The organism is Sphaerotilus hippei (assembly GCF_003201595.1).
In the GTDB taxonomy this organism is placed as follows: domain Bacteria; phylum Pseudomonadota; class Gammaproteobacteria; order Burkholderiales; family Burkholderiaceae_C; genus Sphaerotilus; species Sphaerotilus hippei.
The window spans coordinates 96,358-120,448 of the sequence record NZ_QJJS01000010.1 but is presented as its reverse complement, the minus strand read 5'-3'; the positions used below and the strand labels follow the sequence as shown (position 1 = coordinate 120,448).

The following is a 24,091-nucleotide window of genomic DNA, read 5'->3' as shown; positions in this document are numbered from 1 at the left end:
GCATGCGGTGGCCGCACGCGCCCGGAAAGATCGTGATGCCGGCCACCATCGCCGGTGGTGGGTGCTGAGAGGCTCGAACTCCCGACCTACGCCTTGTAAGGGCGCCGCTCTACCGACTGAGCTAAGCACCCCGGCCCATGACTGACATCAAGCCGCCCAGTATATCAATTCGGATCGGTGCCTCAGACCAGCGCGTCCCGCAGCGCCTTGCCGGGCCGGAAGCGCGGCATGCTGGTGGCGCCGATCCGGATCACCGCCCCGGTGCGGGGATTGCGGCCGGCCCGGGCCGCGCGGCGGGTGACCGAGAAGCTGCCGAAGCCCACCAGCGAGACCGACTCGCCCTGGACCAGCGAGGCGGTGATGCCGTCGATGACCGAGTCGAGCGCCCGGGCGGCCGAGGCCTTGGAGATGTCTGCCTGTCGGGCGATGTGTTCGATCAGGTCGGTCTTGTTCACGAGCTGCTCCTCTCTCGACGATGCGGGCCGCCTGATGGAGGTCGGCTCCGGATGCTGTGGCCGGCAGGCGGTGCGCTGCCTGCAAACATTACAGCCGCCGTCGGGCGAGGGTGTCAACCGGGATGGACAAGGGTGGGCGATGGCCGATCAGCCTACGCGGGCGCGGATCTCGGGCACGGCCTTGCGCAGGTAGTAGACCATCGACCAGATGGTCAGCACCACCGAGATCAGGATCAGCCAGTGGCCCCACAGGCGCGTGTCGACCAGACCGAACAGCAGGCCGTCGTAGAGCAGGAAAGGAATCGCCGTCATCTGCGAGGCGGTCTTGAGCTTGCCGATCATGTGCACGGCCACGCTGCGCGAGGCGCCGATCTGGGCCATCCACTCGCGCAGCGCGGAGATGGCGATCTCGCGCCCGATGATGACCAGCGCCACCAGCGCCGGCACCCGGCCCAGCTCCAGCAGCACCAGCAAGGCCGCGCAGACGAGGAACTTGTCGGCGACCGGGTCGAGGAAAGCGCCGAAGGACGAGGTCTGGTTCAGGCGCCGGGCCAGGTAGCCGTCGAGCCAGTCGGTCAGCGCCACGGCGATGAACAGCACCGTGGCGATCAGGTTGCGCATACCGGGCTCCACCGGCAGGGAAAATACGCTGACGAGCAGCGGAATCGCGACGATGCGCGCCCAGGTGAGCAAGGTAGGCAGGGTCAGGAACATGGCGCGATTGTGCCGAAGTTCTCGCCGACCGCCGGCATGCCCGGCCCTGAGAATGAAGGCCCCCGTCCCGGGAGCCTCGTCGACGTCAGCGATCGAGCACCGCCGGCTTGAAGCGCCGGTCCTCGTTGAAGAGGAAGACCTCGGTGAATTCCCAGGGCCCGGGCAGGTGGGCCACCGGGCCGAACGGGGCGGCCCGGCGCACCGCGTCGATCGCGATCTGGGTGGTGTCGGCGGCCTGGCCCGGCCGGCGCACGACCTCGACCTTGCGCACCGAACCGTCGGACTCCAGCTGGATGCGCAGCACCGGGATGGCCAGTGCCGGCTGCTCGACCTCGCCGTCGTGCGTCTGGCGCGGGTTCATCGCCACCAGGCGCCGCCCGGCCATGACCCGGTACTCGGCCCAGCTCGCGGCCCGCGGCGCACCTGATCGCTCCGGATAGGCCGAGCCGGCCGCCTCGCTCGACCCGCCCCGCTCGGGGGCGGTGCCGCAACCGGCCAGCGCCGCCAGCCCCGCCACCAGCAGCAGCCTCAGCGCAGCAGGCCCGCGGCCCCTGCGGCCCCGGCCCGGGGCCGCCACCTTCGATTCAACGCAATGCACGGTAGATCTCCTCCGCCAGTTCCCTTGAAATGCCATCGACCGTGATCAGGTCGTCCACGCTGGCCGCCGCCACGCCCTTGATGCCGCCGAACCGCTGCAGCAGCTTCGCCCGCTTCTTCGGGCCGACGCCGGCGATGTCCTCGAGGCGGCTGGAGCCGGTGCGCACCGAGGCGCGCCGGGCACGCATGCCGGTGATCGCGAAGCGGTGGGCCTCGTCACGGATCTGCGCGACCAGCATCAGCGCGGCCGAGTCCATGCCGAGGTAGACCTTGTCGCGCCCGTCGGCGAACACCAGCTCCTCCAGGCCGACCTTGCGGCCCTCCCCCTTCTCCACGCCCACGATCAGGCGCAGGTCCAGCCCCAGCGACTCGAACACCTCGCGGGCCATCGCCACCTGGCCACGCCCGCCGTCGACCAGCACCAGGTCGGGCAGCCGGCCTTCGCCCTGCTGGGCGGCTTCGGCCAGGCGGGCGTAGCGGCGGGTCAGCACCTGGCGCATCGCCGCGTAGTCGTCGCCACCGGTGATGCCGGTGATGTTGAAGCGCCGGTACTGGGCCGGCTGCATGCGGTGGTTCTCGAACACGACGCAGGAGGCCTGCGTGGCCTCGCCGGCGGTGTGGCTGATGTCGAAACACTCGATGCGCAGCGTCGCCAGGTCGGGGTCGGCCCCTTCGGGCGCCAGGTCGAGCGCCTCGACCAGCGCGCGGGTGCGGGCCTGCTGCGAGCCTTCTTCGGCCAGCAGGCGGGCCAGCGCCAGCTCGCAGCCCTGGATGGCCATGTCCAGCCAGGCGCGGCGCTGCTCGCGCGGCTGGTGCAGCGCGGCGACCTTGTGGCCGCACTGCCCGGCCAGCGCGGCCAGCAGCGCACGATCGACGGCGTGGCTGGTGACCAGCAGCGGCGGGCAGTCGGCGCCGAGGTAGTGCTGGCCGATGAAGGCCTCCAGCACCTGGGTCTCGACCTCGGCCAGCCCCGCTGGCGCATCCTGCGGGGCCGTGGACGCGGCCTCGCCCACGCCGCCCCCCGCGTCCGCCGGCGGCGCCGAGGCCACCCCGTCGTCACCATCGGGCATCGCCTCGCGGGCCAATGCCACCGCGTCGTCGACATGGGTCGGGAAATAGGCCCGGTCGCCGAGGTGGCGCCCGCCGCGCACCATCGCCAGGTTGACGCAGGCCCGCCCGCCCTGCACCTTGACGGCCAGCACGTCGGCGTCACGGTCCTCCCCGGTGTCCACCGACTGCTGGTGCAGCACGCGCGACAGCGCGCTGATGCGGTTGCGCACCTCGGCGGCCTTCTCGAACTCGAGCCGTGCGGCCGCATCCATCATCTCGGCCTGCAGGCCGTCGAGCACCTCCTGCGTCTGGCCGTCGAGGAAACGCACCGCCTGATGCACGTCCTCGGCGTACTGGCGCGGGCTGATCTCGCCCACGCAGGGCCCCGAGCAGCGGCGGATCTGGAACAGCAGGCAGGGCCGGGTGCGGTTGTTGAAGACGGTGTCCTCGCAGGTGCGCAGCCGGAACACCTTCTGCAACAGCTGGATGCCCTCCTTGACCGCCCAGGCGCTCGGATAGGGGCCGAAGTAGCGGTGCTTGCGATCGACCGCGCCGCGGAAGTAGGCCACCCGCGGAAACTCGTGGCTGACGAGCTTCAGGTAGGGGTAGCTCTTGTCGTCGCGGAACAGGATGTTGAAGCGCGGGTTCTGCGTCTTGATGAGGTTGTTCTCGAGCAGCAGCGCCTCGGCCTCGGAGCGCACCACCGTGGTCTCCAGCCGGGCGATCCGGCCGACCATGTGGCCGATGCGCGTGCCGCCGTGATCCTTCTGGAAATAGCTCGAGACCCGCTTCTTCAGGCTGCGCGCCTTGCCCACGTAGAGCAGCTGGTCGTTGACGTCGAAATAGCGGTACACGCCGGGCAGCGCCGGCAGGGCGGCCACCTCCAGCAGCAGGCGCTGCCAGCGGGCAGCCTGGGCCGCGGCGGCCACCTCGGCCGCCGACGGTTCTGCGGCCGCACCGGGCGGGGGCGGCACGGGCACCGGTGGCGGGGTCTGCTGGACTTCATTCATGCGCCCATTGTGCCGTCGGCCCGGACCGGATAATGACGCCATGCCCGCGACCCCGACGCCCTCCACCCCGTCTCGCTGGGACCTGTTCTGCCGCGTCATCGACAACCACGGCGACCTCGGCGTGTGCTGGCGCCTGGCCGCCGACCTGGCCCACCGCGGCGTGCAGGTGCGGCTGTGGATCGACGACGCCCGTGCGCTGACCTGGATGGCCCCGCAGGGGCAGGCCGGCGTGCAGGTGATGCCCTGGCGTGACCCGCTGGCCGACGAGCTGCCCGGCGACGTGGTGGTCGAGGCCTTCGGCTGCGACCCGCCGGCCGCGTTCGTCGCCCGCATGGCCGCCGCGGTCGTGCCGCCGGTCTGGATCAACCTCGAATACCTGAGCGCCGAGGGTTTCGTGGAACGCTCGCACGGCCTGCGCTCGCCGCAGTGGAGCGGGCCGGGCACCGGGCTGGACAAGTGGTTCTTCTACCCCGGCTTCACGCCCCGCACCGGCGGGCTGATCCGCGAGCGCCACCTCGGGCTGCCGGTCGACGAGGCGCCCGGGTCACCCCGCCCGTCGGCGGCCGAGCTGCTGCAGGCCCACGGCCTGCTGCTGCCGCCGGACCGGGACATCGAGCGCACCGTGCTGCTCTTCGGCTACCGGCAGCCGGCCCTGCCCGGCCTGCTGGAGGCCCTGGCCGGGGGGCACGGCCCGGGCCGCACGAGGCTGCTGGTCACGCCGGGCTGGTCGGCCGAGGCGGTGGGCGACTGGCTGGGCGCGCCGATGCGCCCGGGCGCGCCCGCCGTGGCGCGTGGCCGGCTGCAGCTGATCCCGCTGCCGGCGCTGCCGCAGACGGCATTCGACCGCCTGCTGGCGGCCTGCGACCTGAACCTGGTGCGCGGCGAGGACTCGCTGGTGCGTGCGCTGTGGGCCGCCCGGCCGATGCTGTGGCAGCTCTATCCGCAGGAGGACACGATCCGCCTGACCAAGCTGCAGGCCTTCCTCGACGTGCATCTGGACGATGCGGCGCCACCGGGACTGCGGGCGGCCTTCGAGGCCTGGAACGGCGCACGGACCTGGACGGCCGGCGACTGGAGCACGCTGCTGGAGGCGGCGCTGCCGCCCGTGTCGACCCGCCGCACCGCGGGCTGGACGGACTGGAGCGCGGCCCGGGCGCGACAGCTCGCCCAGGGCCGGCCCGACCTGACGAGCGCCCTGCTCGACTTCGCCCGGCAGCACCGGTCGCGCACCGGCTGAACCCCGTCCGGCCGGCCCCAAACGGCGCGTTCTGACACGCGTCACATGAAGGTGTCGCGCTTACGGGCTAAAATGCCGGGTTCTGCGAAGGCGACACGGGTGCAGTACCCGTGCGCCCGCACCCACCTGACAGCAACGAGCCGCGTGCCGGCCGCTGGTCTGTCGAGATCCAACGCCGCCCCGATGGCGGGGCTACAGGACACCCAGATGAAGATCGCACAGGAAATCCGCGCCGGCAACGTGATCATGCAGGGCAAGGACCCGATGGTCGTGCTCAAGACCGAATACAGCCGGGGTGGCCGCAACGCCGCCACCGTGCGCATGAAGCTCAAGAGCCTGCTGAGCAACTTCAACACCGAAGTGGTGCTGAAGGCCGACGACAAGATGGACCAGGTCATCCTCGACAAGAAGGAATGCACCTACACCTACTTCGCCGACCCGATGTACGTGTTCATGGACACCGAGTTCAACCAGTTCGAGGTGGAAGCCGAGAACATGGGCGACGCCATCAACTACCTCGAGGACGGCATGGCCGTCGAAGTGGTGTTCTACGACGGCAAGGCCATCTCGGTCGAGCTGCCCACCTCGCTGGTGCGTGAAGTGACCTGGACCGAGCCGGCCGTCAAGGGCGACACCTCGGGCAAGGTGCTCAAGCCCGCCAAGATCTCGACCGGCTTCGAGATCCCGGTGCCGATCTTCGTGGCCCAGGGCGACAAGATCGAGATCGACACCCGCACGCACGAGTACCGCAAGCGCGTCTGAGCGTTCGACGCTGCGGCTTCGCGGCCGACGGAAAAGGGCACCTCCCGAGGTGCCCTTTTTTCGTGGTGCCGACTCAGAACCGGTAGTTCATGCGCAGCGTCCAGGTGCGCCCGAGCGGGTCGGTGTAGCGCGAGTCGTAGCCGTACTGGTAGGTCGACAGCTGGTAGGTGCGCGGCGGGTCGGTGTCGAGCAGGTTCTTCACGCCCACGGCCACCACCAGGTCCTTCAGGCCGCTCCAGCTGGCCGACAGGTCGTAGAGCGAGTAGGAGCCGACCCGATGGGTCGGTTCCTGGTCCTGGTAGCCCGACTTGAAGCGCTGCGCCAGCGTGAGCGCCCACGGCCCCGCGCCCCAGTGGGCGCTCAGCGTGTGCTGCCAGCGGAAGATCGGCGCGTGGTCGCTGTAGCGACCCGCCGCGCTGATGAACTCGCCACCGGCCTCGCGCTGGTACTTGTAGGACAGCACATAAGTGCCCTCCAGACCGATGGCCAGGCGACCCAGCGCCGACGGCGCCAGGCGCCACAGCCCCGACACGTCGAAGCCGCTGGTGTGCAGCTCGCCCAGGTTCTGGGTCTGCTGGTCGACGTAGGCGATCGGGTCGAACCCCGGGTAGTTGGCGCAGACGCCGAAGTCGCTGCGCGTGACGCCACTGCCGCTGGCGGGCAGCTGGCTGCAGCGCACCAGCCGGCCGGCGTAGCGGGCGCTGTCGGCGAAGATCGCCTGATCAGGCAGGCCGCCGATCAGGTTGCTGACCTTGACGTTCCAGTAGTCGATGCCCAGGGTCAGCCGCTCGACGGGCTCGATCACCGTGCCGAAGCTGACGGTGGTCGACTTCTCCGGCTGCAGCGAACCGCCCGAGGCGCCCGGCCCGCCGATGCGGCTCACCACCTGCTGGCCGCAGACCACGCTGGCCGAGGCGCCGTCCGCCGGCGTGCCACCGGCGCAGAGCAGCGGATCGTCGTAGCTGCCGGCGGTGTAGGTCAGCGACTGCGGCTGGTGCAGGTCGTAGAGCGACGGCGCCCGGAAGCCGGTGGCCAGCGAGCCGCGCAGCAGCCACTGCGCCGAAGGCTGGAAGCGCAGGCCGAGCTTGGGGTTGAAGGTCGAGCCGAAGTCGCTGTAGCGGTCGTGGCGCGCGGCCACCGTCAGGTCGAGCGAGCGGGTCAGCGGCACGCCCAGCTCGGCGAACAGCGCGTTCGAGTGGCGCGAGCCGCGGGTGTCGCCGTCCGGATCGAGCCCCAGTCCGGCGAGCTGGCCGGCGATGTCGAGCGTCTCGAAACCGGCCTGCTCGCGCCGGTGCTCGACGCCGACGGCCAGCGACAGCGGGCCGGCCGGCAGCATCGCCAGGTCACCGGCCAGGCGGGCGTCGATGAAGTCCAGGCGGCTTTCACCCCGCTGCACCGGCGCGACCACCTGGGCCGCCTCGATCGCCGCCTGTCCGGCCGCGGACTGCGCACCGAAGGGGTTGATGCTGCCGTTCCAGAGGCCGGCCTGGATCAGGCCGTCGTCGACATGGCCACGCCGCACGGACTCGGTGCTGCGGCTGACCGAACGGCCGACGGCCGCGCGGTAGTCCCAGGACGACTCGAGCTCCCCCTGGAGCTCGAGCAGGGCCCGGTCGGCCGTGCTCAGGTGGTGGTTGGTGCGCGGGCCGGCCGGCACCATGCGCCAGGCCACCAGCCCGCCGGGCACGGTGGCGTCGGGGTCGCCGCTGGACAGGTCGGGGATGGCGTAGGAGGCCGCCCCGGCCGGGAAATAGGGGCTGCTGGCCGGGAGCCAGTGGTAACCGGGGGCCGGGGCGATGCGGGTCGTCGCCTCGCTGCGGGCGCGCAGGTATTCGGCGTTCAGGCGCAGGCCCGGCGCCAGGCGCACGCTGCCGCGCAGCAGGCCGGTGCTCAGCTCCTGGCTGGGCAGGTTGTCCACGTCCCGCGAGTAGTCGTAGCGGCAGGAACCGCCGGTCTCGTCGGGCACCGAGGCCGGGGGTGCGCAGGCCGGCAGCGACGGCTCGTAGCCGTCCAGGTCACCCGGAAAGCTGAAGCCGCTGGTGCCGTCGGTGATGCGCCCGTCGAGCACGCCGGTGGCCGAGAAGCTCCGCTGCGACGCGGACAGCGCCCGCTGGCGGCGGTGGTCCAGCGCGCCGAAGATCGTGTAGCCGTCCTCGGCCAGCGAGCCGGTACCACCGGTCAGGCTGAAGCGGCGCACCGCGCCGCCGCCCTGCCCGGCCTGCTGCGCGTCCGCGCTCAGCTCGATCCCGGAGAAGCGGTCCTTGAGGATGAAGTTGACCACGCCGCCGACCGCATCCGTGCCGTAGATCGGCGAGGCGCCATCCCGCAGGATCTCGATGCGGTCGACCGCCGCCAGCGGGATCGCGTGCAGGTCGACCGCGGCCGAGTCGAAGGCGTGGGCCGCGAGCCGGCGGCCGTTGAGCAGCACCAGCGTCTTGTCGGCGTTGCGGCCCATCGGCGCGCTGAGCCCGCGCAGGTCGACCTCGGACTTGGCACCGGTAGAAAACCCGACGGAGCGGCCGATGCCGATGGCCGACTGGTTCTGCGTCACGTGCGTGAGCGCCTCCTCGGTCGAGGTGACGCCTTCGCGCAACAGGTCGGCAACGCGGATGATCGTGACCGGCACATGGGTCTGCGCCCCGACCCGCAGCAGGGACGAGCCGGTGACTTCCACGCGCTCGAGGGTCGACTGGGCGGCCGCCGGCGTGGAGTCGAACAGGGCGGCCAGCGCCAAGGCCAGCAGCAGGGGGCGGCACGTTCCCTGTGACGTGCCCTTGTTGTCGATGAGTACCATCAAGAGATTCTTGAGGCACGTCTCGACACGTGTCCAGTGCGTGTTGATTTGTTGCCGTCGGGAGTCGCCACGAGGGCCGGTGTCACGCAGGTGACAGCGCCAAATCGTTGCCCCGAAACAACAGGCACACCATCACTCGAGCTTGAAGCCCACGGTCAACGTGGTCGTGACCTGGGCGTCGCCCGCCCCGGCCGAGCAGCGGAAACGCCGCACCGCGCCGACGACCGGGCGGAAGTACTCGCGCGGCCCCGACAGGGCCTTCACGTCGACCACCTCCTGCCCGCGCACCACCAGCTGCACCGTCACGTCGCCGTCGATGCCGACCCGGTCCACCACACCGGCCAGCGCCGACTGCAGGATGTCCTTGTAGCCCGGGCAGACCAGCGCGACCTCCTGGCGGCTGACGGCCGGCGCTGGAGCGGGTGCGGGCACCGGGGCCACGGCGGGCCGGCTCTCGGCCGGGCGCTCGGGGGCCCGCTCGGGTGCCCGTTCCTGCACGATCGCCTGGACCACGGGGGCCGGCGCGGCCGGCGGTCGCACGTCGGGCGGCGGCACCACCGGCGGCAGCGGTGCCGGTGGCGGCACGGGCGCACGCTCGGTGACCCGGACCTCACGGGGCGGCGTGGGCGGCTTCAGCTCGGGAGGGGGTGGTGGTGGAGGCGGGGGCGGCTCGCGCCGCTCGGTGATGATCGCCATCTCGATGGGCTCGCGCACCCGCTCGACGACCTGGCGGGCCAGGCCCGACACCAGGGCCCAGAGGACCAGCGCATGCAGCAGCAGCACGGCGGCGATGCCGGCCCAGCGGCCGGGGGTGTTGACCCGGGGTCGATAGTCGAGCGCCATGGGATGTCTCGGGCTCAGCGGCCGGTGGAGGAGTCGGAGCCGATGACACCGAGCTTGCGCAGGCCCTGCTCGCGGGCGGCGATCATCACGGTGACGAAGGTGTCGTAGCGGGCGGCCCGATCGGGCCGCAGGTGGACCTCGGGCGGCACCGGCCGGGCGGCGGCCTCGGCCAGGCGCCGCACCAGCTCGGCCCGGTCGGCCACCGCCTCGCCCTGCCAGCGGATGGTGTCGTCCGCCTCGATGTCGATGCGCACCACCTCGGGCTCGACCCGCACCGGCGGCGGCGTGCCCACCGGCATCTGCAGCTCGACCGAGTGCAGCTGGATCGGGATGGTGATGATCAGCATCACCAGCAGCACCAGCATCACGTCGATCAGCGGCGTGGTGTTGATGTCCATCATCGGTTCCGGATCGTCGCCCTCGGCGTGTGCGCCGGGGCCCAGGTTCATGCCCATGGTGGCGTCCTGTCTGCGGTCAAGGCCGGGGCGGCGGTTCGGTGACGAAGGCCAGCTTGGCGATGCCCGCGCGCTGGCAGGCCTGCACCACGCGGCCGACGCCTTCGTAGGCGCCGCTGCGGTCACCCCGGATGTGCACCTCGGGCTGGGGCTGGCGCAGCGCCACCGCCTTCAGCCGCTCGAGCAGCGCCTCGCTCGACGCCAGCCGGGTGTCGAACCAGTACAGCCCGCCCTGGGCATCGACCGACACGACGATGTTCTCGGGTTTCATCGCCCGCACCTCGTGGCGCTCGCGCGGCAGGTCGACGGCGATCGAGGTGTTCACCACCGGGATGGTGATCAGGAAGATGATCAGCAGCACCAGCATCACGTCCACCAGCGGCGTGGTGTTGATGGTCGCCATCACCTCGTCGTCGTCCGACGAGAAGGGGCCGGGGGTCATCGCCATCGGCGGTCGCCCTGCTGCGGTCGGTGGCCGGCCCGCCGCTCAGCCACGGGGGCCCTGGGCCAGCAGCACCGCATGCAGGTCGCCGGCGAAGCCGCGCACCTGCTCCATGGCCAGCTTGTTGCGGCGCACCAGCCAGTTGTAGCCCAGCACCGCCGGCACGGCCACGGCCAGGCCGATGGCGGTCATGATCAGCGCCTCGCCCACCGGGCCGGCGACCTTGTCGATCGAGGCCTGGCCGGCCACGCCGATGGCCGTCAGCGCGTGGTAGATGCCCCAGACGGTGCCGAACAGGCCGACGAAGGGCGCGGTCGAGCCGACGGTGGCCAGCAAGGCCAGGCCGTCCTGCAGGCGCGACTGCACCCGCTCGATGGCCCGCTGGATCGACATCTGCATCCAGTCGTTCAGGCCGATGTGGGCCAGCAGGCCCTCGTGCTTGCGCGTGGCCTCGAGCGCGGCCTCGCCGATGAAGCGGAAGGGGCTGTCGGCGGCCAGCGCCTCGGTGCCCTGGCGCACCGTGCCGGCCTGCCAGAACGAGTCCTGCGCCTCGCGCGCCTGGCGCAGCAGGCGCGACTGCTCCATCAGCTTGGTGATCAGCACGTACCAGCTGCCCAGCGACATCAGCGCCATGATCAGCAGCACCGCCCGGGCCACCAGGTCGCTGCCGGCCCACAGCGCGGCCACGCCGTAGGGGTTGGCCACCACGGCCTCGCCGGCCACCTCCACGGCGGAGGCCGCCACCGGCTGGGCCGCGCACCAGCCGCTGCAGACGAGCAGGCCGCTCAGGGCCAGGACAGGGACGAGGCGACGGGAGAAGGAACGGGGCATGGGCACGATCGATGAGGTCAGGACATCCGGCGGCAGGCGGTCGGGCGCGCGGTGCGCCCGCGGCCGAGGGGGCGAGGATAAGGCATGGCCGCGGTGCTTCAGGCCGGCGCTTCAGGCCGATGCGTGCGGCAGCGCCTGCAGCAGCGCATCACGCTCGCGGCGAAAACGCGCCGCCTCCTGCGTCAGCCAGGCCGCGACCCGTGCGGTGGACGGCATCGGCTCCACCACCGAGATGAAGTGGTAGGACGCCGGCGAGCGCACCGGCGTCGGGAACGGCGCCACCAGGCGGCCGCAGCGCAGGTCGTCGTGCACCAGCGCCGCCCGGCCCATCGCCACGCCCTGGCCCGCCAGCGCCGCGCCCACGGCCAGCTGCGACAGGTTGAAATGGCGCCCGGCCGCCAGCGGCAGCGCCGCCGCGCCGACCTGGCCCATCCAGTGGTCCCACTCGTGGAAGGCCCCCGCGCCGTCCCAGGGGCTGGTGTCGTGCAGCAGCATCGAGGCCTTCAGGTCGGCCGGCGAGCGCAGCTCCGGGTGGGCGGCCAGGAAGGCCGGGCTGGCCACGGGCAGCAGCCATTCGTCGAGGAAGCAGGTCGCGTCCAGGTCGCGGTAGTCACCCAGGTCGAAGCGCACGGCGGCATCGACCGCGTCACGCACCATGCGTTCGTGGTCCAGCAGGTGGAACTCGCCGATCACGCGCAGCCCGACCTGCGGATGGGCACGGAAGAAGTCGCCCAGGCGCGGCGTCAGCCAGCCCATCGCGAACGACGGCGCGCAGCTCAGGGTGGTCGAGCGGTCGTCCGGCGGGCGCCGCAGCCGGTTCAGCGTCGCCTCGATCGCCTGGAACGACTCCTGGAGCACGGTGCCCAGCCACTGCCCCTCGGGCGTCAGCGCCAGCGAGCGGGGCGTGCGCAGGAACAGCGGCCGCTGCAGCCACTGCTCCAGCTGCTTGACCTGCTGGCTGACCGCACCCTGGGTCACGCACAGTTCCGCGGCGGCCTTGGTGAAGCTGCCGCACCGTGCCGCAGCATCGAAGCACCGCAACCATGCAAGCAGCGAGGGCGACATCCCGACTCCATGAGTTTCACTAATCCGTGGGTCAGTATAGATCCGTTGCCCGACCGGCGGCGCACGCCCACAATCGGAACCGAACCGAAACCCGACACGAGCCCCATGCCCCGTTTTCCCGCCACTGGCCCCGAGACGCCCGCAACTGCCGACCACACCGAGCCCGGATGCGGCTGGGTCACGGACGGCGACCCGCTCGACCTGGACGCGCTGCGCCAGGGCCGGCCCCTGCTGTGGTGCAACCCCGGCCTGCAGCCGGAGCAGCCGCCAGCCATTAGTCTGGCTGATATCGAAGCGGCGCAGCGGCGCCTGCGGCGCTTCGCGCCGCTGCTGGGCCGGCTGTTTCCGGAGCTGGCGGCCTGCGGCGGGGTGGTCGAGTCGGCGCTGCTGCCGGTGCCGCGGCTGGGGCAGGCGCTGGGCCTGGCCGACGATTTCGGCCGCCTGCTGATCAAGGCCGACCACGGCCTGCCGGTGGCCGGCTCGATCAAGGCCCGCGGCGGCTTCCACGAGGTGCTCGAGCACGTGGAGCGGCTCGCGCTGCAGGCCGGCCTGTTCGAGCACCCCGACAGCGACCCCCTGGTGCTGCTGGACCCGGCGGCCCGCGCGCTGCTGGCCCGGCACACCGTGGCCGTGGGCTCGACCGGCAACCTGGGCCTGAGCATCGGCGTGATGGCCGCCGCGCTGGGGCTGCAGGCGCAGGTGCACATGTCGGCCGACGCCAAGGCCTGGAAGAAGGCCCACCTGCGCCGGCGCGGCGTGACGGTGATCGAGCACGACGGCGACTACGCCTCGGCCGTCGCCGCCGGCCGCCAGGCCGCGGCGGCGGATCCGCACACCCATTTCGTCGACGACGAGCGCTCGCGCTCGCTGCTGCTGGGCTACGCCACCGCGGCCCTGCACCTGCACGGGCAACTGCTCGAGCTGGGCGTGGTGGTCGACGCCGAGCACCCGCTGCTGGTCTACCTGCCCTGTGGCGTGGGCGGGGCGCCCGCGGGCATCACCGTCGGCCTGAAGCACCTGTACGGGCCGGACGTGCACTGCTTCTTCATCGAGCCCACGCAGTCGCCGTGTTTCCTGGTCCACCTGGCCTGCGCGCCGGACGGCGCCGGGGCGCCGAAGTCGGTCTACGACCTCGGGCTGAGCAACCGCACCGAGGCGGACGGCCTGGCCGTGCCGCAGGCCTCCGAGCTGGCGGGCGGGCTGATGGCCCCGCTGCTGTCGGGCGTGGGCACGGTCGACGACGACACGCTGTTCCACCACCTGTTCCTGGCCCGCAGCACCGAGGGCCTGAAGATCGAGCCCTCGGCCGCCGCCGGCCTGTCGGGCCCGGGCCTGCTGGAGCACACCGCCGCCGGCGCCGCCTGGCTGCGGGCCCGAGGCCTGCAGCCCCACCGCACCCGGGCCACCCACCTGGCGTGGAGCACCGGCGGCCTGTTCGTCCCCGAGGACGACGACCGGCAGTTCCTCGAGCGGGGTCGGCGCATCGCCGACGCCTCGACCCATTCCCCAACCCTCTGAGATCGGTCACACCATGAAACTCAAGCTGCTGCTGGCCTGCTGTGGCGCCGTCCTGGCCATGATCACCTCGGCCCCGGCGAGGGCCGCCGGAGCCTATCCGGACAAGCCGATCCAGCTGGTGATCCCCTTCCCGCCCGGTGGCGCGACCGACGTGATCGGACGCATGCTGGGCAAGGTGCTGGCCGACCGGCTGGGGCAGAGCGTGGTCATCGAGAACCGGGCCGGCGCGGGCACCATCGTCGGGGCCGGCTACGTGGCCAAGGCCGCGCCCGACGGCTACACGCTGCTGGTGAGCTCGGGCACGACCTTCACCGTCAACCCGGCGATCCAGCCGCGCCTGCCCTACGACCCGGTGCGCAGCTTCGAGCCCATCGGCCTGGTCGGGCGCACCGGGCTGATCCTGCTGGCCAACAAGGACGTGCCGGCGCGCACGCCGCGGGAGTTCGTCGACCTGGTCAAGGCCGCGCCCGACCACTACCTCTACGGCTCCTACGGCAACGGCACCACCTCGCACTTCGCCGCGGAGCTGATGCTGCGCGCCACCGGCCTGAAGATGGCGCACGTGCCCTACAAGGGCAGCGCCCCGGCCATGGTCGACCTGATGGGCGGCCAGATTCCGTTCACCGTCGACACCGTCGCGGCCGCGCTGCCGCAGCTGCGCAGCGGCAAGATCAAGGCGATCGCGCTGACCACCGCGCGGCGCTCGCGCCTGCTGCCCGACGTGCCCACCTTCGCCGAGGCGGGTTACGCGGTCGACATGGACACCTGGCTGGTGGTCGCCGCCCCGCGCGGCCTGCCGCCGGCGGTGAAGGCCAGGCTGGAGAAGGCGCTCGCCGACACGATCGCCCTGCCCAAGGTGCGCGAGGACCTGATCGCCAGCGGCTTCGAGCCGGCCTGGGGCAATGGCGCGGCCGCCAGCGCGCTGATCGACAAGGAGCTGCCGCTGATGCGGGTCATCGCCCAGAAGGCCAACATCCATGTCGACTGAAGCCCGGCCGGCCGACGCGGACCGGCCGACGCTGCCCCCGGCCGCGCGCCCCGGCCTGCCGGCGGGCGAGGTGGACACGCCCGCGCTGCTGCTCGACCTGGCGGCCTTCGAGCGCAACCTCGACCGCCTGCAGGCCCGCGCCGACGCGGCGGGCGTGCAGCTGCGCCCGCACGCCAAGGCGCACAAGTGCCCGGACATCGCGCGGGCGCAGATCGCCCGCGGGGCGGTCGGCGTGTGCTGCCAGAAGGTCAGCGAGGCGCTACCCTTCGTGCAGGCCGGCATCGGCGACATCCACCTCAGCAACCAGGTGGCCAGCCCCGCCAAGGCCGACCTGCTCGCGCGGCTGGCCCGGCACGCCCGGATGAGCGTCTGCGTGGACAGCACGCGGCAGATCGACCTGCTCGCGGCCGCGGTGCGCACCCATGGCAGCACGCTCGGGGTGCTGGTCGAGATCGACATCGGCCAGGGCCGCTGCGGCGTGGCCGACGCGCCGGCCGTGCTGCGGCTGCTGGAGCACCTCGAGCGCGCCGCCCGCCAGGGCGCCGGCCTGCACTTCCGCGGCCTGCAGGCCTACCACGGGGCGATCCAGCACCTGCGGGACGCGGCGCAACGCCACCAGCAGGCCGCGCTGGCGGCCGCACGCGCGGCCCGGGTGCTCACCGCGCTGCAGCACGCCGGCGTGGCCTGCCCGGTGGTCACCGGCGGGGGCACCGGCAGCGTCGCCGCCGACCTGGCCAGCGGCCTCTACACCGAGGTGCAGCCCGGCTCCTACGTGTTCATGGACGGCGACTACGCGCTCAACGAACCCGGCCCGGCGGACCAGGCGCTGCGCTTCGAGCACAGCCTCTACCTGGCCTCGACCGTGATGAGCACGGCCGGCGGCACGCACGTGGTGCTCGACGCCGGCCTGAAGTCGCTGGCCACGGACTCCGGGCTGCCACGCGTGTGCGCGGTCGGCGGTGGCGCCACCGGCCACCGCTACCTCGCCGCCAACGACGAGCACGGCATCGTGCAGCCGGCACCGGGCGCGGCCACGCTGGCCGAGGGCGAGCCGCTGTGGCTGGTGCCCGGCCACTGCGACCCCACGCTCAACCTGCACGATCAACTCGTCGGCTGCCGCGACGGCCGCGTCGAATGCATCTGGCCGATCGCCGCCCGGGGCCTGAGCCGCTGAAGCGCGCGGCCGCATCCTCCCCTTCCCCACGACCTCGCCTTGCCCGCCCAGGACACCGATCCATGACCCCCCAGGACCTCGTCGCCCTCCCCGCCACCGAACTGCGCCGGATGATCGGCGCGCGGCAGATCTCCCCGGTGGAGCTGCTGGACGCCTGCATCGCGCGCATCGAGGCCATCAATCCGCTGGTCAACGCCATCACCGCCACCTGCTTCGAGCGGGCGCGCGACGAGGCCCGCGCGGCCGAGCAGGCGGTGATGGACGGGCACCCGCTCGGCCTGCTGCACGGCCTGCCGCTGGGCGTCAAGGACCTCGAGGCCACCGCCGGCCTGCTGACCACGATGGGCTCGCCGCTGTGGCGCGACCACGTGCCGGCGCAGGACAACCTGCTGGTCGCGCGCCTGCGGGCGGCCGGCGCCATCGTCACCGGCAAGACCAACGTGCCCGAGATGGGCGCCGGCGCCAACAGCCGCAACGCGGTCTGGGGCGCGACCGGCAACCCCTTCGATCCGAACCTGAACGCGGGCGGCTCCTCGGGCGGCTCGGCCGCGGCACTGGCGCTGGACCTGCTGCCGGTGTGCACCGGCTCGGACACCGGCGGCTCGCTGCGCATCCCGGCGGCCAAGTGTGGCGTGGTGGGCTTCCGCCCGTCGCCCGGCGTGGTGCCCAGCGCACGCAAGCTGCTGGGCTGGACACCGATCTCGGTGGTCGGCCCGATGGGACGCACCGTCGCCGACGCCTGCCTGCAGCTGGCGGCATCGGCCGGCCTGTCGGTGAGCGATCCGCTGTCGCATGCGCTCGATCCGCTGTCCTTCCTGAACCCGGAGGCGGTCGACCTGGGGTCGCTGCGGGTGGGCTGGACCGAGGACTTCGGCGCCTGCGCGGTCGACGACGGCATCCGCCAGGTCTTTCGCGACAAGATCGCGGCGATGGCCCCGCTGTTCGCCCGCTGCGAGCCGGTGCGGCTGGACCTGGGCGAGGTGCACCGCTGCTTCGACGTGCTGCGCGCCGAGAGCTTCGTCGCCGGCCTGCACGAGGCCTACCGGCGCGACCCCGACAGCCTGGGCCCCAACACCCGGGCCAACGTCGAGATGGGCGCGGCCATGAGCCTGCTCGACAGCGCCTGGGCGCAGGCCGAGCAGAGCCGCATCCTGGCGCGCTTCCAGCCGGCGTTCGACGATTTCGACGTCATCCTGTCGCCCACCACGCCCGTCTCGCCCTTCCCCTGGACCCGCCTGAGCGCCGACACCATCAACGGCGAGGCCCAGGAGAACTACTACCGCTGGCTCGCGCTGACCTACGTCGTCACGCTGACCACCCACCCGGCGATCAGCCTGCCCTGCGGGCTCGACCACCGCGGCATGCCTTTCGGGCTGCAGGTGGTGGGGCGCTTCCGCGCCGACCACCACACGCTGGGCGTGGCCCACGCGATGGAGCAGGCCTTCGCCGGCCACGCCGACCTGCGCCGGCCGCGCCCGTCGATCGACACGCTGCGGGCGGCCGAGCCGGCGCTGACCTCCATCGTCACCGCGCCGCCGATGCAGCCGCCCGTCGGTGGCAGCGGCGCCCCGCAGGCCCGGGCGTCGGCCGTCTGATGCACGAAACGATCCACCTCGTGACCCGAGTCCTGCCATGAGCCTCCACGAATTCGCCGTCATCGGCGCCGGCATCGCCGGCGCGTCGATCGCCAGCCACCTCGCCGAACAGGCCGACACCGTGCTGGTCGAGCGCGAGACCCAGCCCGGCTACCACACCACCGGGCGCTCGGCCGCGCTCTACATGGCGACCTACGGCACGCCGGCGATCCGGGCGCTGACCCGCGCCAGCCGGGCCTTCTACGACCAGCCGCCGCCGGCCTTCGGCCCGTCGGCGCTGCTCAGCCCGCGGGGCGTGGCCCATGTGGCCGCCCCCGGACAGCGGGAGCGGCTCGAGGCCTTCCACCGCGAGATCCAGGACCGTGGCGCCCCGGTGCGCTGGCTGGACCACGACGCGCTGATGCAGGCCGTGCCCTGCCTGCGGCCCGAAAGGGCCGTGGCCGGCGTGTTCGAGGACGGCGCCAGCGACATCGACGTGCATGCGCTGCACCAGGGCTACCTGCGCCAGTTCCGCCAGCGCGGCGGCCAGCTGCGGCTCGATGCGGGCGTCACCGCGCTGAAGCGCATCGACGGCGTCTGGATCCTGCGGCTGGCCGATGGCGACCTGCTGCAGGCCCGCACGCTCGTCAATGCCGCGGGCGCCTGGGCCGATGTCGTCGCAGGCCTGGCCAGCGTGCCGTCCATCGGCCTGCAGCCCTGCCGGCGCACCGCCTTCACCTTCGCGCCCCCGCCGGGCGTGCACGTCGGCGACTGGCCGGCGGTCGCGGGCATCGACGAGAGCTACTACTTCAAGCCCGATGCCGGCCAGCTGCTGGGCTCGCCGGCCAATGCCGATCCGGTGCCGCCGCACGACGTGATGCCCGAGGAGCTCGACGTGGCCACCGGCATCCACCACATCGAACAGGCCACGACCCTGCAGATCCGCCGGCCCAGCCACTGCTGGGCCGGCCTGCGCTCCTTCGTGCCCGACGGCGACCTGGTGATCGGCCACGACCCGCTGCAGGAAGGCTTCTTCTGGCTGGCCGCCCAGGGCGGCTACGGCATCCAGAGCGCCGAGGGCGCCGCCCGCCTGGCCCTCAGCCTGCTCAGGGATCGCCCGCTGCCCGAGCCGCTGCGGGCCGAAGGGGTGGACGCACGGGCGCTGTCACCCGCGCGGCTCCAGCGCCACGCGCCGGTGCGACCGGGCTGAGCGGGCGCGCACCCGACGCGCCACCCCACGGGTCAGGTCAGTCGGCCTGACCCGTGGCCACCGCCGGGTCCGGCAATTCCTGGCCACCGCGTCCGCCGCCCGCCCCCTCGATCACCAGCAGCACCAGCTCGGCGGCATCGGTCTGGCCGGGCAGCCGGCGGGCGCTGAACCGCAGCGTGCGCGGCGGCTGGCCGGCTGCCGCCAGCTCGATCGGGCGGCGCTCGAGGCCGCCCTCGCGCGGCAGGTCCTGCTCCAGCAGCGTGTGCAGCGCGGGCAGGTCCCACTGGCCGGCCCCCAGCGTGTAGAGCCCCTGGCCGACGGTGGTGTCGCGGCTGCCGCCGAAGGCCCGGTGGTAGGCCTGGTTGACCGACACCACCCTGTGCTTGCCATCGAGCACGATCAGCGGATCGTGCACGGTGTCGACGATGGCCTCGGCCAGGTCACGGGCCTTGCGGACCGCGATGGCGGCGATGCGCTCGGTCACGTCGGTGAAGGTCATCACCACGCCGTCGATGACGTTGTCGACCGTGCGATAGGGCTGGATGCGCGCCAGGTACCAGGTGCCCCGGGTGCTGCGCAGCTCACGCTCCACCGGCACGAGGGTGTCGAGCACCTGCGCGGCATCGGCCAGCAGGTCGTCGGCCTCCACCTCGCTGCGGATGTCGGCCAGCGGGCGGCCCACGTCGGTGGGCACGAGGCGGTAGACCCGGACCGCCTCGCGCGTGAAGCGGCGGATGTGCAGGTGACGGTCCAGGAAGATCGTGCCCAGCCGGATGTTGTCGAGCAGGTTCTTCATGTCGTCCTGCATGCACGCCATCTGCTCGATCTTGATCTGCAGCTCGGCGTTGACGTTCATCATCTCCTCGTTGACGGACTGCAGCTCCTCCTTCGAGGTCTCGAGCTCCTCGTTGGTGGACTGCAGTTCCTCGTTGGTCGACTGCAGTTCCTCGTTGGCGGACTTGAGCTCCTCGTTGGAGGCCTGCTGCTCCTCGAGCATGGCCTGCACGCCTTCCTTGGCACGCGCCAGCTCCCGCTCGAGGGCCTCCACACGCAGCACTTCGGCCTTGGCCGCGCCACGCGGGCGGCGGGCCTGGCCGGGCGTGGCCACGCCCCCCTGCGCCTGGAAGCTGACCAGCAGCAGGCTCTGGCTGTTGTCGGCGTCGGAGATCGGCCTGACGCTCAGGCGGATCACCTGGCTGTCGCCGTCGGAGCGGACCGCGAGGTCACGCTCGAGCAGCGGCAGGCCCTCGCTGACCACACGCATCAGGGTCTCGCGCAGCTCCAGCTGCAGGCCCTCGCGTGCCATCTCGACCACGCTGTGGGTCGGATGCCCCGGGGCCGGACGCAGGAAACGGCCGGTCTCGCCATGCACGTAGAGGATGTTGCCCTTGAGGTCGGTCATCACCGCCGCCGGGGCGAAGGCCTGCAGCAGCGCACGCCGCGTGATCTCGGCGAGCTGCGGCTCGCGCACCCGGCGCGCGACCTCGGGCGCCACCGCAGCGGTGCTGTCGCCGGCCCAGGACAAGCCGCTGCTGAGCAGCGCCCGGGTGGAGGCCGCGGTCGGCCGGGCGCGGTAGAACTTGCACTTGCGGTCGATCGGCTCGAACAGCTCGATGTGGTTGCCGATGCTCTCCGAGGGCGACAGCATCAGCACGCCCCCGGGCTTGAGCGCATAGTGGAAGGCGGGCACCAGCCGGTTCTGCAGGTCCGGCTCGAGGTAGATCATCAGGTTGCGGCAGGCCAGCAGGTCCAGCCGGGTGAACGGCGGGTCCTTGATCACGCTCTGCTCGGCGAACACCACCATCTCGCGGATCTCCTTGCGCACCCGGTAGCCGGCCTCCTCCCGGTTGAAGAAGCGGCGCAGCCGTTCGGGCGAGACGTCCTGGGCGATGTGGGGCGGGTACAGCCCGGCACGCGCCACCGCGATCGCCTCGTCGTCCAGGTCGGTCGCGTAGAGCTGCACCTTCATCGACGGGTGGGCATCGGCCATGACCTCGCGCAGCACGATGGCCACCGAATACGCCTCCTCGCCGGTGGCGCAGCCGGCCACCCAGACGCGCAGCACCTGGGTGGCCGGCTTGCCCTCCAGCAGGCCCGGCACGATGTCGTTCTTCAACACGACGAAGGCCTGCGGATCACGGAAGAAGCTGGTGACGTTGATCAGCAGCTCGCGGAACAGCGCCTTCAGCTCGGCGGGGTGCTCCTTCAGGAAGCGGGCATAGACCTCGACATCCTCGATGTTGTGCTGCGCCATGCGCCGCTCGATGCGGCGCCCGACGGTGCTCTTCTTGTAGAGCGAAAAGTCGTGGCCGGTGCCGGTGCGCAGCAGCGCCAGGATGCGACCCGGCCCGCCCTGGGCCACCAGCGCGCCCGCCGGGGTGACGGTCTGGGTGATGTTCTGGGTGATGGCCTGGCGGATCGGCAGCGGCCGGGTGCCGGTGCGCAGCGCCAGCGGCATCTTCTCGATGCCCAGCACCTGGCTGGCGCAGCCGGCGTGGATCGCGCTGGCGGGCATGCCGTCGTAGCGGGCGGTCGACGGCTCCTGCACCAGGCACAGCCCGCCGGCACCGGAGATCGCCCGCAGGCCCAGCGTGCCGTCGGTGCCGGTGCCCGACAGCACGATGCCCGCGGCCGCCTCGCCCTGGTCATCGGCCAGCGAGCGCAGGAAGGCGTCGATGGGCATGCGCTGGCCGCGCGGCTCGCTGGGCAGGCTCAGCTGCAGCACGCCATGGCAGATCACCATGTCGCGGTTGGGCGGAATGACATGGACGCGGTCCGGTGCCACCGGCATGCGGTCCTGCGCCTCGACCACCACCATCGTGGTGCTGCGCTGCAGGATCTCCGACAGGATGCTGGCGTGGCTGGGGTCGAGGTGCTGCACGACCACGAAGCCCATGCCGCTGTCGGCGGGCATCACACGGAAGAACTGCTCGAGCGCCTCGAGCCCGCCCGCCGAGGCGCCCAGCCCGACGATGGGGAAACGCGCGGGCGCAGGTGCGGGTGCAGGCGCCGGCAGCAGGACCGGTGCCGCCGCGGAGGACGGCACGGTGGCCGGTGCGACGGTCGATGGCGCGCCCGCTCCGGCGGTCTTCGCGCGGCGGGTCCGGGGGACGCGGCCTGCCGCTTCGGATGTCGGGTTCCTGCTCTGGTCTGTCACGCCTGTCCTCTCGGCCGCCGAGGGCCGGGTCTGTGCACGGCCACGGCCCGCCCGGGCCGGCGCCATGCCGATCATCGTGCCCGGACGGCCCGGGCGCCACCGCGTGCGCCAGCCCGGGAAGCTGCACCTTGCGCAGGCTCAACGGCGGGCCGTCGAACACCGCCGAGCATTGTGCGCGCCCCGCCGGAGATCCCGACCCGAGGGCCGTCGAGCCCATGGCCTCCCGCGACGAGGCCCGCGCACGTGCACGGCAGGCCGCCGGCGCCGCGGGAGCGCCGGCCCGGTCGCGCGCGCACCGGCTCACCGGGCAGCGGCCGACGACGGGCCACCGGCACCTGAATTCCGACCTGGGAGAGACGACACCATGACCCTGCTGTTCACCGATCGCACCGAAGCCGGCCGCCTGCTGGCCGAACGCCTGAAGACATGGCGGTGGACCACCCCGGCGGTGGTGCTGGCGCTGCCGCGAGGGGGCGTGCCGGTGGGCGCCGAGATCGCCCGCGCGCTGCACCTGCCGCTGGAACTGCTGCTGGTGCGCAAGATCGGCCTGCCGTGGCAGCCCGAGGTGGCAGTGGCGGTCGTGGTCGACGGAGAGCCCCCGGAAGTCGTCATCGACGAGGCGCTGCAGCACGAGACCGGGGTCGATCCGGACTACATCGAGTCGCGCATGGTGAAGGCGCTGTGCGAGATCGACCGCCGCCGGGCCCTGTACCGGCAGGCCGGTCCGCCGCAGGCGGTGCAGGGCCGCACCGTGATCGTCGTCGACGACGGCATCGCCACGGGCACGACGATGAAGGCCGCACTGAAGGCGCTGCGCCGTCACCACCCGGCCTGGCTGGTGCTGGCGGTGCCGGTGGCCTCGTCGCGCGCGCTGGACCGGCTGCGCCAGGACGCCGACCAGATCGTCTGCCTGCATGAACGGGCCCGCCTGGACACCATCGGCAGGCACTACGCCGATTTCCACCCGGTCCACGACGACGAGGTGCTCGCTGCCCTGGACCGCTGCACCGAACAACCCGAGCTGTCATCCCCCTGAGACTCGGGCCGGGCGGGAGGCGGGCCACCCGCCCTCGAGCCCCGGCAGCGGCACACGCGCCGTCACCCGCTGGGCGCCATCGGCCTGCTCGTGCAGCACCAGCCGGGCCCCCAGATGATGCACCTGATCGCTGAGGAGGCGGATCGGCTCGCTGCCCGGGTCGGCATCGATCGGCACCGGCCCGCCCGCGCCGGTGTCACCGACGGTCAGCACCAGTTCACCCACCTGGCGGCTCAGGCCGATACGGACCTCGGCCACACGGCGTTCGCAGGCCATGTAGGTCAGCAGGTCCTGCACCAGCCGGTAGAGCGCCACCGAGGTGCGCTCGTCGAGCAGCGGATCGACATCCTCGAGCTGCAGCGTGATCACGAGACCGAGCCTGCGGGCAGTGTCACGGGCCAGCCAGTCGATGGCGGCGTTCAGGCCCAGGTCATCGAGCATCGACGGGCGCAGGTCGCTGCTGATGCGGCGCACCGTCGCCATCGCGTCGTCGAGCACGCCCATCATCGCGTCGATGCGGCTGACCTGGGCCGGACGGGCCTGGCCCGGGCGCAGGCCGGCCAGATCCATCTTCACGGCACTCAAGCGCTGACCCAGGTCCTCGTGCAGCTCCCGCGAGAGGCGACGGCGCTCGGCCTCGCGCCCTTCGGTGACGGTGGAGGCGATGCGCCGGTCCATCTCGGCGCGCTTGCGCTCGGAGATGTCGATCATCGTGACCCGCAGGGACGCGCCCCGCCCGGCGTCGGGTGGCACGGGCAGACAGTCGAGCTGGCCATGGAAACGCTCACCGCTGCGCGACTGCAGGAGGAGCTCGATGCGATGCGGCCCCTTCGACCGCAGCGACTGCAGCAGATGGAGGTGCCAGCGATCGCCGTCGGCACAGGCGACGAACTTCGCGAAACGCCGCCCCAGCACGCGCTGTCGCTCCTCGCCCAGCAGCGCCACGCCGGTGAGGTTGGCCTCGATCACCATGCCGAGTTCGTCCAGCGTGAAATACCCCACCGGCGCGAAGTCGTACAGATCGACCAGCCGGTCACGGGCCGAGGCCAGATCGAACTGTGCCCGCCGCAACTCCTCGTTCTGCATCTCCAGTTCGATCTGGTGCACATGCAACTCGTGGGCCAGCGCCCGGTTCATGTCGGCGACGCTGGATGCCATCGGGCCGGACGATGGCAGTGA

20 protein-coding genes and 1 tRNA gene are annotated in these 24,091 nt (G+C 72.3%); 8 read left to right on the top strand and 13 right to left on the bottom strand.

Annotation, left to right across the window (positions count from 1 at the left end; all coding sequences use genetic code 11):
• Positions 1-55 precede the first annotated feature (55 nt).
• The 5 genes from C7444_RS12145 to uvrC all read right to left on the bottom strand — a co-directional run bounded on the left by C7444_RS12145 (position 56) and on the right by uvrC (position 3,826).
• Positions 56-131: transfer RNA gene (locus C7444_RS12145), tRNA-Val, on the bottom strand.
• Between the two features lie 51 nt (positions 132-182).
• Complete coding sequence (locus tag C7444_RS12140; RefSeq protein ID WP_170130737.1) at positions 183-491, bottom strand: HU family DNA-binding protein; 309 nt, start codon at positions 489-491, stop codon at positions 183-185.
• A gap of 111 nt (positions 492-602) precedes the next feature.
• Positions 603-1,169 carry a CDP-diacylglycerol--glycerol-3-phosphate 3-phosphatidyltransferase gene (pgsA, locus tag C7444_RS12135; RefSeq protein WP_110401120.1) on the bottom strand — a complete coding sequence of 189 codons (567 nt, stop codon included), beginning with the start codon at positions 1,167-1,169 and terminating at the stop codon, positions 603-605.
• An 85-nt stretch (positions 1,170-1,254) separates the two neighbouring features.
• Positions 1,255-1,767, bottom strand: a complete 513-nt coding sequence (locus C7444_RS12130; RefSeq protein WP_245909533.1) for an energy transducer TonB — start codon at positions 1,765-1,767, stop codon at positions 1,255-1,257.
• The gene (gene uvrC, locus C7444_RS12125) at positions 1,754-3,826 is read right to left on the bottom strand and encodes an excinuclease ABC subunit UvrC (protein WP_110401119.1); all 2,073 of its coding nucleotides are present in this window, start codon (positions 3,824-3,826) and stop codon (positions 1,754-1,756) included. Before uvrC ends, C7444_RS12130 begins: the two co-directional genes overlap by 14 nt.
• A gap of 40 nt (positions 3,827-3,866) precedes the next feature.
• Here uvrC and earP point away from each other — a divergent pair, with 40 nt between their 5' ends.
• A complete protein-coding gene (earP, locus tag C7444_RS12120) occupies positions 3,867-5,063 on the top strand; it encodes an elongation factor P maturation arginine rhamnosyltransferase EarP (RefSeq protein WP_110401118.1) in 1,197 nt (398 codons plus the stop codon).
• 207 nt (positions 5,064-5,270) lie between these two features.
• Complete coding sequence (gene efp / locus C7444_RS12115) at positions 5,271-5,825, top strand: elongation factor P (protein WP_110401117.1); 555 nt, start codon at positions 5,271-5,273, stop codon at positions 5,823-5,825.
• A 73-nt stretch (positions 5,826-5,898) separates the two neighbouring features.
• On the opposite strand, the gene C7444_RS12110 is transcribed toward efp, so the two are convergent.
• The 6 genes from C7444_RS12110 to C7444_RS12085 form a co-directional block, all read right to left on the bottom strand.
• Positions 5,899-8,619: a TonB-dependent receptor gene (locus C7444_RS12110; protein WP_110401116.1), complete on the bottom strand. Its 2,721-nt coding sequence runs from the start codon at positions 8,617-8,619 to the stop codon at positions 5,899-5,901.
• A 132-nt stretch (positions 8,620-8,751) separates the two neighbouring features.
• Positions 8,752-9,462: an energy transducer TonB gene (locus tag C7444_RS12105; RefSeq protein ID WP_110401115.1), complete on the bottom strand. Its 711-nt coding sequence runs from the start codon at positions 9,460-9,462 to the stop codon at positions 8,752-8,754.
• A 14-nt stretch (positions 9,463-9,476) separates the two neighbouring features.
• Entirely contained in the window at positions 9,477-9,917 is a 441-nt protein-coding gene (locus C7444_RS12100; protein ID WP_110401114.1) for an ExbD/TolR family protein, read from the bottom strand.
• 19 nt (positions 9,918-9,936) lie between these two features.
• Complete coding sequence (locus tag C7444_RS12095) at positions 9,937-10,365, bottom strand: ExbD/TolR family protein (RefSeq protein WP_110401113.1); 429 nt, start codon at positions 10,363-10,365, stop codon at positions 9,937-9,939.
• 39 nt (positions 10,366-10,404) lie between these two features.
• On the bottom strand, positions 10,405-11,190 hold the full coding sequence (locus C7444_RS12090) for a MotA/TolQ/ExbB proton channel family protein (RefSeq protein ID WP_110401112.1): 786 nt from the start codon (positions 11,188-11,190) through the stop codon (positions 10,405-10,407).
• A gap of 111 nt (positions 11,191-11,301) precedes the next feature.
• Complete coding sequence (locus tag C7444_RS12085; protein ID WP_110401111.1) at positions 11,302-12,255, bottom strand: LysR family transcriptional regulator; 954 nt, start codon at positions 12,253-12,255, stop codon at positions 11,302-11,304.
• Positions 12,256-12,360: 105 nt separating this feature from the next.
• Between C7444_RS12085 and C7444_RS12080 the strand changes: the two genes are divergently transcribed.
• The 5 genes from C7444_RS12080 to C7444_RS12060 all read left to right on the top strand — a co-directional run bounded on the left by C7444_RS12080 (position 12,361) and on the right by C7444_RS12060 (position 18,719).
• Positions 12,361-13,773 carry a D-serine ammonia-lyase gene (locus C7444_RS12080; protein ID WP_110401110.1) on the top strand — a complete coding sequence of 471 codons (1,413 nt, stop codon included), beginning with the start codon at positions 12,361-12,363 and terminating at the stop codon, positions 13,771-13,773.
• 13 nt (positions 13,774-13,786) lie between these two features.
• Positions 13,787-14,761, top strand: coding sequence for a Bug family tripartite tricarboxylate transporter substrate binding protein (locus tag C7444_RS12075; RefSeq protein WP_110401109.1), 975 nt, complete (start codon positions 13,787-13,789; stop codon positions 14,759-14,761).
• Complete coding sequence (locus C7444_RS12070) at positions 14,751-15,935, top strand: DSD1 family PLP-dependent enzyme (protein WP_110401108.1); 1,185 nt, start codon at positions 14,751-14,753, stop codon at positions 15,933-15,935. The genes C7444_RS12075 and C7444_RS12070 overlap by 11 nt, the downstream gene beginning before the upstream one ends.
• 62 nt (positions 15,936-15,997) lie before the next feature.
• Positions 15,998-17,530: an amidase gene (locus tag C7444_RS12065; protein ID WP_110401107.1), complete on the top strand. Its 1,533-nt coding sequence runs from the start codon at positions 15,998-16,000 to the stop codon at positions 17,528-17,530.
• A 37-nt stretch (positions 17,531-17,567) separates the two neighbouring features.
• On the top strand, positions 17,568-18,719 hold the full coding sequence (locus C7444_RS12060; RefSeq protein WP_110401106.1) for an NAD(P)/FAD-dependent oxidoreductase: 1,152 nt from the start codon (positions 17,568-17,570) through the stop codon (positions 18,717-18,719).
• Positions 18,720-18,756: 37 nt separating this feature from the next.
• Here the strand turns inward: C7444_RS12060 and C7444_RS12055 are convergent, their stop codons facing one another.
• Positions 18,757-21,765, bottom strand: a complete 3,009-nt coding sequence (locus tag C7444_RS12055; RefSeq protein ID WP_211317540.1) for a chemotaxis protein CheB — start codon at positions 21,763-21,765, stop codon at positions 18,757-18,759.
• Between the two features lie 475 nt (positions 21,766-22,240).
• Between C7444_RS12055 and C7444_RS12050 the strand changes: the two genes are divergently transcribed.
• Positions 22,241-22,912 (top strand): phosphoribosyltransferase, encoded by a 672-nt coding sequence (locus C7444_RS12050; protein ID WP_110401104.1) that lies wholly within the window; start codon positions 22,241-22,243, stop codon positions 22,910-22,912.
• On the opposite strand, the gene C7444_RS12045 is transcribed toward C7444_RS12050, so the two are convergent.
• Positions 22,901-24,070, bottom strand: a complete 1,170-nt coding sequence (locus C7444_RS12045) for a PAS domain-containing sensor histidine kinase (RefSeq protein WP_170130729.1) — start codon at positions 24,068-24,070, stop codon at positions 22,901-22,903. The two genes, C7444_RS12050 and C7444_RS12045, sit on opposite strands and share 12 nt — an antisense overlap.
• Between the last annotated feature and the right edge of the window lie 21 nt (positions 24,071-24,091).